We start from the raw sequence: 12,371 nt of genomic DNA, 5'->3' as shown, positions 1-12,371 counted from the left end.
TCCCATGGCCGATCCCAAGACGCCCGCGCCCAAGCTCAAGAACGACGAGATCGACACCAGCCTGGTGCGTTCGCTCGCTGACATCCTCAACGACACGGATCTGACCGAGATCGAGGTAGAGCGCGGCGATCTGAAGATTCGCGTCGCCCGCGAGGTCACCGTGGCCGCGCCGGTGCAGTACGCCGCCGCCCCCGCCCCGCAGTACGCTGCGGCGCCCGCCGCCGCCGCCCCGGCCTCGATGCCGTCGGATCCGGCCACCATCGTCGCCAAGTCGGGCGAAGAGGTGAAGTCGCCGATGGTCGGCACCGCCTATCTGCAAGCCTCGCCGGAAGCCCCGCCGTTCGTCCAGCCCGGCGACAAGGTCAAGAAGGGCCAGACCCTGCTGATCGTCGAGGCCATGAAGACGATGAACCCGATCCAGTCCCCGCGCGACGGCGTCGTGAAGGAAGTCCTGGTCGGCGACGCCCAGCCCGTCGAGTTCGGCGAACCCCTCGTCCTGCTCGAGGCGTAAGCCATGTTCACCAAGGTCCTGATCGCGAACCGCGGCGAAATCGCTCTGCGGATCCATCGCGCGTGCAAGGAGATGGGCATCTCCACCGTCGCCGTGCACTCGGAAGCCGACCGCGGCGCCATGTGGGTGCGCCTAGCCGACGAGAGCGTCTGCATCGGCCCGGCTCCGGCCGCCAAATCGTACCTGAACATCCCGTCGATCATCGCGGCCGCCGAGATCACCGGCGCCCAGGCGATCCACCCGGGCTACGGCTTCCTGTCCGAGAACGCCCGCTTCGCCGAGATTGTCGAAGCCCACGGCATGACCTTCATCGGTCCCAAGCCCGAGCACATCCGGGTCATGGGCGACAAGATCACCGCCAAACAGACCGTCAAGGACGCCGGCATTCCGGTCGTTCCGGGCTCGGACGGCGAGGTCGAGACCGTCGAGGCCGCCATCGAGGCGTCCAAGACCATCGGCTTCCCCCTCATCGTCAAGGCGTCGGCCGGCGGCGGCGGGCGCGGCATGAAGGTCGCCCTGACCGCCAATGACCTCGTCGAAGCGGTGCAGACCGCCCAGTCCGAGGCCCTGGCCGCCTTCGGCAACGGCGCCGTCTACATGGAGCGCTACCTCCAGAAGCCCCGCCACATCGAGCTGCAGGTCATCGCCGACAGCCACGGCAACGTCGTCCACCTGGGCGAACGCGACTGCTCCCTGCAGCGCCGCCACCAGAAGGTGCTGGAAGAGGCCCCCTCGCCCGCCCTGTCGTCGGCCGAGCGCACCGCCATCGGCGAGACGGTCAACAAGGCCATCGCCGCCATCGGCTATCTCGGCGTCGGCACCATCGAGTTCCTGTGGGAGGACGGCGAGTTCTTCTTCATCGAGATGAACACCCGCCTGCAGGTCGAGCACCCGGTCACCGAGATGATCACCGGCGTCGACCTGGTCCGCGAGCAGATCCGCATCGCCGCCGGCCTGCCCCTGTCGTTCACCCAGGCTGACGTGCATTTCGAAGGCCACGCCATCGAGTGCCGGATCAACGCCGAGAACGCCGAGACCTTCACCCCCTCTCCGGGCACCATCACCGACTTCCACGCCCCCGGCGGCCTGGGCGTGCGGCTGGATAGCGCCATCTACGCCGGCTATTCGATCCCGCCCTACTACGACAGCCTTATCGGCAAGCTGATCGTCCACGGCCGCGATCGCGAGGAGTGCATCGCTCGCCTCAAGCGCAGCCTCGGCGAGATGGTCGTCGGCGGCATCGACACCACCATTCCGCTCTTCCAGAAGCTGCTCCAGGAGCCTGACATCCTGTCGGGCGACTACGACATCCACTGGCTGGAGCAGTGGGCCAAGCGCCAGAAGGGCGAAGCCTAAGCACCTTGGACGAGCCCGGGTTCAGCGCCAGCGGCCCCTTCGGCGCCTTCGGCCCTGAAGAACTGCTGGCCTGCTACGCCCGGGGCGTCTTTCCAATGGGCGAGGCCCGCGACGACCCGCGCGTCTTCCTCGTCGAGCCGGAACACCGGGGGCTCATCCCCCTCGACGACTTTCACATCCCGACACGGCTGCGCCGCACCGTCCGCCGCGGCGGCTTCGAGGTGCGGGTCGACACGGCCTTTACAGCCGTCCTGGACGCCTGCGCCGCCTCTGCCCCGGGTCGAGAGGACACCTGGATCAACGATCCGATCCGCCGGCTCTATGTCGAACTGCACGGTCGCGGCCACGCTCATGCAATAGAAGTCTGGCGCGACGAACGCCTTGTCGGCGGCCTCTATGGCGTGACCCTGGGCGCGGCCTTCTTCGGCGAGAGCATGTTCAGCCGCGAGCGCGACGCCTCAAAGGTGGCGCTGGTCCACCTGGTGGCCCGGCTCAAGCGCGGGGGCTGGCGGCTGCTGGACACCCAGTTCCTGACCGAGCACCTCAGCCAGTTCGGAGCCGTCGAGACGCCCCAGCGGACCTATCTCGGAATGCTGGCGGCCGCCCGAACCCTCCGCCCGACGGGACCGGCGCTACAGGAACCGATGAGCGGCGAAGACGCCGTGGTCTACGCTTTGCAGCCGACGACCCAGGCGTCGTAGATCGGGTGCTCCAGGCCGTGCACGGCCGGAGATGAGGCAAACATCCAGCCCCGGAAGATCTGCCGCGGCTCAGAGGCCTTCAGCATGCCCCGCGGCTGGATCGCCACCTCAAGGTAGGCGATCGAGTCGTCGACCGTCTCGTCGGGCGCCGCCTGTTCGCAGGCCCGGGCGGTGAAGATCAGGGTCTTCTGGAAGCGCACCGGACGGCCGCCGACGACGACCTCAAAGCGCATCCGCTCGGCCGTGACCTTGTCCACGGCCTCGACGATGGCCACGCGGCGACGCTGACGACGACCCGGCACGCCCTGGGGCTCGGCAGGAGCGGCCGCCTTCGGCGCCTCCTCCTTGGTCTCGGCCTCGGCCTCTTCCTCGGTCGTGGGCGTCTCGGCGACGACGACGAGCGGGTCGGCCGGAGTAATGGCGACCGGCGCGGTCGGCGCGGGCGCGGCCTCTGGGGCCGGCTCCTGCGGCGCCGGCGGCGTCGGCTGGCGGTTCAGATCGCCAGTCGTCGAGGGGACCGGCTGAGCGTCCTGCGGCAGGTCGTTGAGCGCGGACGCGACCACGCCGCCCGACGTCAGCAGGGTGACGATGGCGACGCCGGCGAGGATTGTCCGCTTGCGGCTCATTCCGGCTTCCAGGCCTCGTAGTCGCCGGTGGCGGCCGGGCGCTTGCCCTCAGCGGCCAGCGAACCCTGCGGACGCCACGCCATCGGCGTGCCGGTCAGGTTCGGCAGGTGGTCCAGCTCCCAGGCGCGGCGCGGCAGCGGGTGCTCGGACGGGAGTTCGTCGTAGGTGTAGTGCAGCCAGCCGTGCCAATCCGGCGGCACCTTCGAGGCGTCGGCGTAGCCGTTGTAGACCACCCAGCGGCGGCGACGACCGTCGTAGCTCGTGTTGTCGCGCGACTGGTAATACCGGTTGCCGAACTCGTCGGTCCCAACCAGCGACCCGCGCTTGGCGATGGTGAACAGGGTGCCGATGGTCGCGCCGCTGGTCCAGCCGAAGATCTTGCCTAGCACGTCGGGAAATCCACTCGTTTGGGGAGGGCCGGACGGGTCCGGCGAGTTGCGCGGATCATAGAAACCTCCGGGGCGTCCGTCCAGCGCAGGGCGACGAAGGTCAAACTCAACATCTTGGGGGTAACCCTCCCCCGACCCGCCAGATTTATTGCAGACGCCCCCCGACGCCCGGTAACCTGTCTCAAAGCCCCGCCGAGACCGCCATGCGCCCGTCGTTCCGCTTCCGCCCCATCGCCGACCGGCTTCCCCGGTCCATCCGAGAGATCGAGCGTCCGGACCGGATCGTCGAGGTATCGGCCCCCGACGGCTGGCCCGACGCCCGCGTCGAAGCCTGGCTCGACTGGGCCGACGCCGAAGGCCTCGACACCGACACGACAAACGCACTCGACGACGCAGCTGAAGCCTGGGTTGCTCGCCTCGGCGTGAGAGGGCCGCAGGCCGGCGAACTGACGGCGACGTTGACGCTCGGCTTGGCCAGCCCGGCCAGGCCCCTTCGTGTCGCCCGCGGCCGAGTCGACCTGACCGATCCAGGCGCAGCCCGCCGTCTCGAGACGGAGCGGGCCCACCGCACCGCCGACCGGATCGCCGCCGGGGCCGTGCACGCCGCCGCCGAGGCGCTCGCCGGCGTCGCCGATGCGGTCAGCCGCTGCGAAGGCCCTGCGGGCGACTGCAGCGACCCGGCACGCAATCCCGCTCTCGCCCGCGCCGCCCTCGCCGCCCGTCGCGCCGGCGCAAGCGATGCCGACATCCTGCGCGCCATCGCCGGTGAAAGCTTCGCCGCCGATCTGGCGCCCGCCAGCGCCCCCCTGCCCCTCGTGGCCCTCGCGGAGCGGGACCTGGTGGCCTCCGGCGCCCCGGACGCCGCGACCGCCGCTGAGGCCGGGCTCGACGGCGACCTGATCCTGACCTTCGACGCCGAGACGGCCGAGGCGCTGGCCGAAGCCGGCCTCGGACGCGCGGTCCAGCTGTCGCTTCCCGCCCTTCGGGCTCTTGCGGGCGAACAGTTCCAGGTCGCGCTGGCGGAACTGGTCGGCCTTTGGACCGCCACCGCCGGAGGCGCGCCCCTCGCCATCGGCCTCGGCGGCCTGGCCGAGGCCTGCCTGGCGCAAGAGGCCGCCGCGACCGAGACGACCGCCGCCCTGATCGCGGCGACGGCGGCCGGGGCCGGGGCCGCCTCGCTGTTCGTGCAGGACGCCGAGGCCGACCTGCGGCTGGGTCTCTCGGCCTTCGGCGCCGCAGAACCGTTCGAGACCGCCGACGCCGGCGTCGCACGCCGACTGCGCCCCGCCATCGCCCAAGCCATCGCGGCCGAGGGGGGCGACGTCGAGGCGGCCGAACGCCACCTGCTCGGCCGACGCACGCTCGCCGGCGCCCCCGGCGTCGATCATTCGGCCCTGCGCGGCCGGGGCTTCACCGATCTGGAGCTCGAGTCGATCGAGATCGCCCTGGCACAGGTCGACCGACTTACGGACGCCTTCCGCGCGCCCGTACTCGACGCGGGCTTCCTGCGCGACGTACTCGGGGTCGATGACGAGGGCGGCGACCTGCTGACCCGCCTCGGCTTCTCGGGCGAAGACATCGCCGCCGCCGAAGCCTGGGCCTTCGGCCATGCAGACTTGTCCGGCTGGAGCGACGCGCCCGAGGTCCTGCGCCCGGTCCTGACTGCGCCCGCCGCCTTCGAAGCCGGACTCCGGGCCGTGGTCGAGGCTTACAGCGTCGCTCCGGACGTGACGCCGGTCGCACTCGACTGGCGCACCACGACGGCCCAGGCCGTTCGCATCCTCGGCGAAGCGGCTCGTGAGGGCCGCCGAGCCGTACGCCTGCGCCGGGAGCCCGCCCCGGCCGGCCTGCTCTTCGACCTCCCTGAGGCCGAAGCGCCGCGCGAACGCCGCTGGGAGCCCGAGGTCCGCGCGGTCGAACGGGTCGTGGAGAAGGTCGTCGAGCGCTCGCGGACCCGGCGCAAGCTGCCTGACCGGCGCAAGGGCTACATCCAGAAGGCCGCCGTCGGCGGTCACAAAGTCTACATCCACACCGGCGAGTACGAGGACGGCGAACTCGGCGAGATCTTCATCGACATGCACAAGGAAGGCGCCGCCTTCCGCAGCCTGATGAACAATTTCGCCATCGCGATCTCCATCGGGCTTCAGTACGGCGTGCCGCTGGACGAGTTCGTAGACGCCTTCGTCTTCACCCGCTTCGAGCCGGCGGGACGGGTCACTGGCAACGATTCGATCCGCTCGGCGACCTCGATCCTGGACTACATCTTCCGCGAGCTGGGCGTTTCCTATCTGGACCGCCACGAGCTGGCCAACGGCGATCCCGAGGCCCTTAACGCCGACGGCCTGGGCGGCCAGGGCGAGGAGCCCGAGACGGTCCCGGCGGCGCGCTTCATCTCCAAGGGCTTCGCCCGCGGGGCGGCGCCGGACAACCTGGTCGTGCTGCCCTTCGGCCAGAAGCGCGAGGCCCCTGCCCCGTCGACCGCCGCGACCGAGGCGGTCGCCTGCCCGGCCTGCGGCGACTTTTCGCTGCAGCAGCGCGGCGCGGGCTGGATCTGCGACACCTGCGGGGCAGCGCCGTCGATGCAGGGATAGTAACCTTTGCCGGTCAGGCTGGCGCGCGTCTTGCAGGGTTTCGCGCAAGACCCGGAGCCTGCCATGAAGCCGATACTGACCGTAGTCGCCGTCGCCGCCGCCCTCATCGCGACCGCCCTGCCGGCCGCCGCCCAGAACGCCGGACAGATCGCCCGCGTGCGCAGCGGATCAAGCTGCGCCGGGTGCAACCTGTTCCAGGGCGGCTTCTCGGGTCTGGAGGCCCGAGGCCTCAACCTGAGCGGATCCCGGCTGCGCCAGGCCGATCTGAGCCTCAGCGTGATGAACCGAACCCGCTTCGCCAACGCCGACATGCGCGACGTCGAGGCCTATGGGGGCGTCTTTTCGGGATCGAACTTCTCCGGCGCCGACATGACCAACGCCAGTTTCGTCGGGGCCTATCTGGACGGGGCGAACTTCAGTGGCGCGACCCTCACGGGCGCCAATTTCGCGGGCGCATCGCTGGACGGAGCCACCGGCCTGACGCAGGCGAGGCTCAATCAGGCCTGCGGCGACGAGGCGACGCAACTTCCTCGTGGACTAAGCATTCGGCACTGCTGATCCAGACAGATCTCGGCCCTGCATGTTACCGCGATTTAAGTAGGGTTTGCGGGGGATTGGGATCATTACCTAGGACGTGACCCAGATCGCTTTGCCCATGATCCGCCGCCTCACGAAAACCCGCATCGCGCTGGGCGCCGCCGTTGTCGCCCTGATGGCCGGTTCGGCCTCCGCGGCCGAGTATCAGCTGCAGTACGGCTATCAGGATCGCGACGTGGCGCGGATGGTTTCGCTGGGCGGATCCTGCAACCGCTGCGAACTGTCGGGCCGCGACCTGACCGGCGCGGCCTTCCATGGGGCCAGCTTCACCAACGCCACCCTCGTCGGCACCGACCTGCGCGGCGCCGAGCTGATGGGTTCGAACTTCTCCGGCAGCGACTTCAGCCGCGCCGATCTCGACGGGGCCACCCTCGTCGGGGCCAACTTCACCGGGGCCAACTTCAACCGCGCCAGCCTGTCGGGCGTCGACGCCGCCGGCGCGACCCTGGTCCGGGCCCAGTTCAACAACGCGGACCTGAGCGGGGCCGAGCTGGTCGGCGCCAATCTGAACGGGGCGGTGATGGGCGGCGCAGACCTGAGCAGCGCCGAGCTGACCGCCGTGACCCTGGCCAATGTCAGCGCCCGAGGCGCCGACTTCGCCGGCGCTGACATCAGCATGTCGAATCTGTCGAACGGCGACTTCCGCTCAGCTGATTTCTCGGGCGCCACCCTGAACGGCTCGCGCCTGACCGGCGGCAACTTCGCCGGCGCCGACTTCGAAGGCGCCGAGATGAACCGCACCGACATCCGCGGCGCGGACCTGTCCTCGGCTCGCAACCTCGAGCAGGAGCAGGTCAGCCGGGCCTGCGGCGACGACAATACCCGCCTGCCGCGCGGCCTGACCCCGCGGGTCTGCCGTGGCATCGCCGGCGTGCGGGTCACCCCGCGGCCGCCGGTCCCGCCTGCCCCGCCGGTCCCGCCGCGCCAGCGCAACTTCGTGGTCGCCTCCAGCGGACGCTGAGATACCTGCAGAGATGACAAAGGCCGCGGTCCGGGACCGCGGCCTTTTCATTTGCGCCGTGCGCCTCAGACCTTGATGGGCAGGGCGGTGCGGATGTGGACGTCCTTGAGCTGGCGCTCCTGGGCCTCGGTCGGGGCGTTCATCAGGAGGTCTTCGCCCTGCTGGTTCAGCGGGAAGGCGATGACCTCGCGGATGGCCGTCTGGTTGGCCAGCAGCATGACGATGCGGTCGATGCCCGGGGCCAGGCCGCCGTGCGGCGGAGCGCCGTAACGGAAGGCGTTGAGCATGCCGCCGAACTGGTCCTCGACGACCGAGGCGTCGTAGCCGGCGATCTCGAAGGCCTTGAGCATGATCTCGGCCTTGTGGTTCCGGATCGCGCCCGAGCACAGCTCATAGCCGTTGCAGACGATGTCGTACTGGTAGGCGCGGATGGTCAGCGGGTCCTGGGTCTCCAGCGCCTCGAGGCCGCCCTGCGGCATCGAGAAGGGGTTGTGGCTGAAGTCGACCTTCTTCTCTTCTTCCGACCACTCGAACATCGGGAAGTCGACGATCCAGCAGAATTTGAACTGCTCCTCGTCGACCAGCTTCAGCTCCGTGCCGACGCGGGTGCGGGCCAGGCCGGCGAATTTGGCGAAGACCGACGGCAGGCCGGCGGCGAAGAAGGCGGCGTCGCCCTTGCCGAGGCCGAGCGCCGTCATCAGGGCGTCGGTCGGCTCCTGGCCGAGATTCTTGGCGATCGGGCCGCCCCAGGCGCCCTGGTCGTCCGACCAGAAGATGTAGCCGAGGCCCGGCTGGCCTTCGCCCTGGGCCCAGGAGTTCATCCGGTCGCAGAAGGCGCGGCTGCCGCCGGTCGGGGCCGGGATGGCCCAGACGGCGTTCTTGGCGTCGGCCGCCAGGATCTTGTTGAACAGGCCGAAGCCGCCGTCGCGGAAATGCTCCGAGACGTCCTGCATCTTGATCGGGTTGCGGGTGTCCGGCTTGTCGGTGCCGTACCAGGCCATCGACTGCTCAAAGGTCAGGCGCTCGAAGCCGGTGTGCTCCAGGGTCTGGCCGAAGTCGTTGGTGAAGGTGTGGGTCCCCGAGATCGGCGACACCGGCTTGCCGTCGGCGAACTCCTCGAACACGCCGTGCATCACCGGCTCGATGGCGGCGAAGACGTCTTCCTGGGTGACGAAGCTCATCTCGACGTCGAGCTGGTAGAATTCGAGCGAGCGGTCGGCGCGCAGGTCCTCGTCGCGGAAGCAGGGCGCAATCTGGAAATAGCGGTCGAAGCCCGAGACCATGAGCAGTTGCTTGAACTGCTGCGGGGCCTGCGGGAGGGCGTAGAATTTGCCCGCGTGCAGGCGCGACGGCACCAGGAAGTCGCGCGCGCCTTCCGGCGACGACGCCGTCAGGATCGGGGTCTGGTACTCGAGGAAGCCCTGGCCGACCATGCGCTGGCGGATCGAGGAGATCACGCGCGAGCGCAGCACGATGTTCTTGTGCAGGGTCTCGCGGCGCAGATCGAGGTAGCGGTGCTTGAGGCGGATCTCTTCCGGGTACTCGGGCTCGCCGAAGACCGGCAGCGGCAGCTCGGCGGCTTCCGACAGGACCTCGAGACCCTGAACCCGGACTTCGACCTCGCCCGTCGGCAGGAGCGGGTTCACGGTGCTGGCGTCACGCATCACGGCTTCCCCGTCGATGCAGATGACGCTCTCGGCGCGGATGCGCTCGACAATGGCGAAGCCCGGCGTCGACGGATGCAGCACCAGTTGGGTGATGCCGTAGTGGTCGCGAAGATCGACGAACAGCAGGCCGCCGAGGTCGCGCTTGCGATGCACCCAGCCGGACAGGCGGACGTTGGAGCCGGCATCCGTCGAACGGAGGGCGCCGCAGGTGTGGGAGCGGTAGGCGTGCATGGTCGGTTCGTCTTGGATTCGGGCCCGCGAGGGGCGGAATTCGGGAGCGCGGAAGGGCGCATCATCGCCCCGGAAAGTCAAGGTTTTGGGCGCTCGAGAGTATCGAAACGGTACTACCATTCTCGAAAATGCACGCCACTCCCATCGCAACACATTGGCCCCTCCCCGCCGCAGCCTCCGGGGTCGGCCTAGCCGGCGCTGCGTCAGATGCGGACGCAAGGGTCCACAGGCAGCGACTCTTGATCCACCGCGGCGTCAAAACGCGACATTACCCCGTTACCGCTTCTGGTATGATGCGGAACGATGACCGCCCGTCCCGCCCCGACCGATCAGATGCGCCTGCCGCTGCAAAGCGACGTGCCCGACGGCGCCGAGGGCTTTGTCGTCTCGGACAGCAACCGCACCGCCGTCGAGGCGCTGGCGGACTGGCCGAACCTGATCGGCGGCGTCATGGCCCTGTGTGGGCCCAAGGGCAGCGGCAAGAGCCGGCTGGCGCAGATCTGGGCCGAGCGGGTCGGCGCGGTCGCCCTGGACGGCGCCGAGGCGGCGCTGATGGACCCGCTTGAGCTGGAAGGCCGGCCAGTGCTGCTGGACCGGGCCACCCAGGTCGACGACGAGACCCTGTTCCACCTGATCAACCTGAGCCAATCGCCGGGCGGCGCCCTGCTGCTGGTCTCGCGCCCGGCGCCGAGCGCCTGGCTGGTCGAACTTCCCGACCTGCGCTCGCGCCTGGACGCGGTGATCAGCGTGCCGATCGAGGCCCCCGACGACGCCGTCCTGTCGGCCATGCTGGAGACCCGCTTCGCCGAACGGGGCATCCGCCCGGCCAAGGACGTGATCCCCTATCTGGTGCGACGGATCGACCGCTCGGCCAAGGCGGCGGCGGACGTGGTCGAGAAGCTGGACGCGCTGCACCGGCCGGTGACCCGAGCGCTGGCGCGGGAGGTGGTCGACGGCGGGGATGAGAGCGGGGAGCTGTTTTGACTGATCCTTCTCCCCCTGGGGGAGAAGGTGTCAGGCGGAGCCTGACGGATGAGGGGGATGCTTCCGAATCCGCTCTGCATGCGCCCTTATCGCGTTCAGCAGATCGTTCGGGTTCCGCAAAAAGCTCTCATTGCCGAACCGGATCACAGTGAAGCCCGCCGCTGCCAATCGCGCGTCCCGCGCCGCGTCGGCGGCCTCCCGAAGCGCATGAACGCCGCCGTCCAGCTCGATGATCAGCTTGAGCTCAGCACACAGGAAGTCGGCGATCGCTCCGGCTACCGGCGTCTGGCGACGGAACTTGAGACCCTCGAACTGACGATTGCGAAGCATCGCCCATAGGCGCGCCTCTGCGCCGGTCATGTCCGCACGCAGTCGCCTCGATTGCCGAGTCCGGTTTCCGGTCTGATGCATCCCGGATCAGACAGCCCCTTGTGTGGCTGCATGGTCGTAGAGTGCGGATGCGGGCGGCTGTTAGCAGCAACCGCCCGCCGCGGCCTGGAACCCGTACGACCCCTGGCTTGAAACCCCTTGTGTGGCTGCATGGTCGTAGAGTGCGGATGCGGGCGGCTGTTAGCAGCAACCGCCCGCCGCGGCCTGGAACCCGTACGACCCCTGGCTTGAAAGCCGTGGATGAGCCTGGGTCCGGTCGTGATCTTCCAAACCCGAACAGTTGCACGGGACCTGGATCCCGCACTGGCAAGGAAGGGTCGTAAGATGACACAGGATGCGGTGTTTGTCGGCGTCGACGTGAGCAAGGCGAGGCTGGATGTCGCCGCCACCACCGGCGAGGTCTGGTCGGTTGGCAATGATCCGGCCGGGTGGGCCGAACTGGTGGACCGGCTGCGGGAGGCGGCCCCGCACGCGGTCGGGTTGGAGCCGTCCGGCGGCTACGAGCGCGGCGTGATTGATGCGCTGGTCCAGGCCGGCTTGCCGGTCCGGCGCGTGGATGCCGCCCGGGTCCGCCAGTTCGCCCACGCCCTCGGCCTGAAGGCCAAAACCGACGCTATCGACGCCCTGTTGATCGCCCGCTTCGTCCAGACGCTGCCCGGACGGATCGTAGAGCCTGACGCCCGCGCGCGAGCCCTCGCCGAGCTGGTGGAGGCCCGCCGGGCCCTGTGCGAGGAGCGGGTCCGCGTCCGAAACCAGGCCGAACAGGTGCGCGATCCCATGTTGCGCCGCATGGCCGCGCGCCGTCTGAAACGGCTCGGCGGCGATGTCGTCCTGCTGGAGAAGCGGCTGGCGGAGGTCGTCGCGGCCGATCCCGACCTGGCCGACCGCGACCGTCGCCTGCGCTCGGTCCCCGGCGTCGGGCCGGTGCTGAGCTGGACCTTGCTGGCCCACCTGCCCGAGCTCGGCCGCCTCGGCCACCGACAGATCGCCGCCCTCGTCGGAGTCGCTCCCTACGACCGGCAGAGCGGGACCTTGAAAGGCCGGAGCATGATCAGGGGCGGTCGCGCCGTCGTACGCACCGTAGCCTACATGGCCGCCCTGAGCGGAGCCCGCAGCAATCCTGTTCTAGCGGCCATGCGGCAGCGGCTCGCCGACAAGGGAAAACCCGGCAAGGTCATCCTCATCGCCCTGGTCAACAAGCTGATGACGCTTCTGAACGCCATCCTCCGCGACCAGACCGAATGGAGAGCAGCCACGACCTGACAAACACAGTTGCTCATCCGTCGGCCTTCGGCCACAGTTGCTCATCCGTCGGCCTTCGGCATTCCGGCGGACCCGGTCGAGGCCTTCAAATGGTATCTGATCGC

The 12,371-nt window shown here is 69.4% G+C and carries 12 protein-coding genes; 8 read left to right on the top strand and 4 right to left on the bottom strand.

Annotated features, from left to right (window positions below; genetic code table 11):
• Positions 1-4 precede the first annotated feature (4 nt).
• From accB to aat, 3 genes are all read left to right on the top strand, one after another.
• A complete protein-coding gene (accB, locus tag ASC65_RS02760) occupies positions 5-511 on the top strand; it encodes an acetyl-CoA carboxylase biotin carboxyl carrier protein (RefSeq protein WP_056449310.1) in 507 nt (168 codons plus the stop codon).
• A gap of 3 nt (positions 512-514) precedes the next feature.
• Positions 515-1,867: an acetyl-CoA carboxylase biotin carboxylase subunit gene (gene accC, locus ASC65_RS02755; RefSeq protein WP_056449307.1), complete on the top strand. Its 1,353-nt coding sequence runs from the start codon at positions 515-517 to the stop codon at positions 1,865-1,867.
• Between the two features lie 95 nt (positions 1,868-1,962).
• Positions 1,963-2,568 carry a leucyl/phenylalanyl-tRNA--protein transferase gene (gene aat, locus ASC65_RS02750; RefSeq protein ID WP_235561412.1) on the top strand — a complete coding sequence of 202 codons (606 nt, stop codon included), beginning with the start codon at positions 1,963-1,965 and terminating at the stop codon, positions 2,566-2,568.
• Here the strand turns inward: aat and ASC65_RS02745 are convergent.
• Entirely contained in the window at positions 2,535-3,194 is a 660-nt protein-coding gene (locus tag ASC65_RS02745) for a DUF2155 domain-containing protein (RefSeq protein WP_056449301.1), read from the bottom strand. The genes aat and ASC65_RS02745 overlap by 34 nt on opposite strands.
• Positions 3,191-3,583 (bottom strand): NADH:ubiquinone oxidoreductase subunit NDUFA12, encoded by a 393-nt coding sequence (locus ASC65_RS02740; protein ID WP_056449293.1) that lies wholly within the window; start codon positions 3,581-3,583, stop codon positions 3,191-3,193. The genes ASC65_RS02745 and ASC65_RS02740 overlap by 4 nt, the downstream gene beginning before the upstream one ends.
• A 203-nt stretch (positions 3,584-3,786) precedes the next feature.
• On the opposite strand from ASC65_RS02740, the gene ASC65_RS02735 reads away from it, so the two are divergent.
• From ASC65_RS02735 to ASC65_RS02725, 3 genes are all read left to right on the top strand, one after another.
• Positions 3,787-6,174 (top strand): TSCPD domain-containing protein, encoded by a 2,388-nt coding sequence (locus ASC65_RS02735; protein ID WP_056449290.1) that lies wholly within the window; start codon positions 3,787-3,789, stop codon positions 6,172-6,174.
• A gap of 63 nt (positions 6,175-6,237) precedes the next feature.
• The gene (locus ASC65_RS02730; protein ID WP_056449288.1) at positions 6,238-6,732 is read left to right on the top strand and encodes a pentapeptide repeat-containing protein; all 495 of its coding nucleotides are present in this window, start codon (positions 6,238-6,240) and stop codon (positions 6,730-6,732) included.
• A gap of 97 nt (positions 6,733-6,829) precedes the next feature.
• Positions 6,830-7,732, top strand: a complete 903-nt coding sequence (locus ASC65_RS02725; protein ID WP_056449285.1) for a pentapeptide repeat-containing protein — start codon at positions 6,830-6,832, stop codon at positions 7,730-7,732.
• Positions 7,733-7,797: 65 nt separating this feature from the next.
• Here the strand turns inward: ASC65_RS02725 and aspS are convergent, their stop codons facing one another.
• Complete coding sequence (gene aspS / locus ASC65_RS02720) at positions 7,798-9,630, bottom strand: aspartate--tRNA ligase (RefSeq protein WP_056449284.1); 1,833 nt, start codon at positions 9,628-9,630, stop codon at positions 7,798-7,800.
• A gap of 303 nt (positions 9,631-9,933) precedes the next feature.
• Here aspS and ASC65_RS02715 point away from each other — a divergent pair, with 303 nt between their 5' ends.
• The gene (locus tag ASC65_RS02715) at positions 9,934-10,614 is read left to right on the top strand and encodes a DnaA/Hda family protein (protein WP_056449283.1); all 681 of its coding nucleotides are present in this window, start codon (positions 9,934-9,936) and stop codon (positions 10,612-10,614) included.
• 30 nt (positions 10,615-10,644) lie between these two features.
• Here ASC65_RS02715 and ASC65_RS02710 read toward each other — a convergent pair whose 3' ends face one another.
• On the bottom strand, positions 10,645-11,025 hold the full coding sequence (locus ASC65_RS02710; protein ID WP_056449280.1) for an endonuclease domain-containing protein: 381 nt from the start codon (positions 11,023-11,025) through the stop codon (positions 10,645-10,647).
• Positions 11,026-11,244: 219 nt separating this feature from the next.
• Between ASC65_RS02710 and ASC65_RS02705 the strand changes: the two genes are divergently transcribed.
• Positions 11,245-12,267, top strand: a complete 1,023-nt coding sequence (locus ASC65_RS02705; RefSeq protein ID WP_156459534.1) for an IS110 family transposase — start codon at positions 11,245-11,247, stop codon at positions 12,265-12,267.
• Positions 12,268-12,371: the final 104 nt, after the last annotated feature.

The sequence above is a fragment of the Brevundimonas sp. Root1279 genome (assembly GCF_001425945.1).
GTDB lineage: Bacteria > Pseudomonadota > Alphaproteobacteria > Caulobacterales > Caulobacteraceae > Brevundimonas.
The sequence above is the reverse complement of the archived record's forward strand: the minus strand, read 5'-3'. Positions and strand labels throughout refer to the sequence as shown.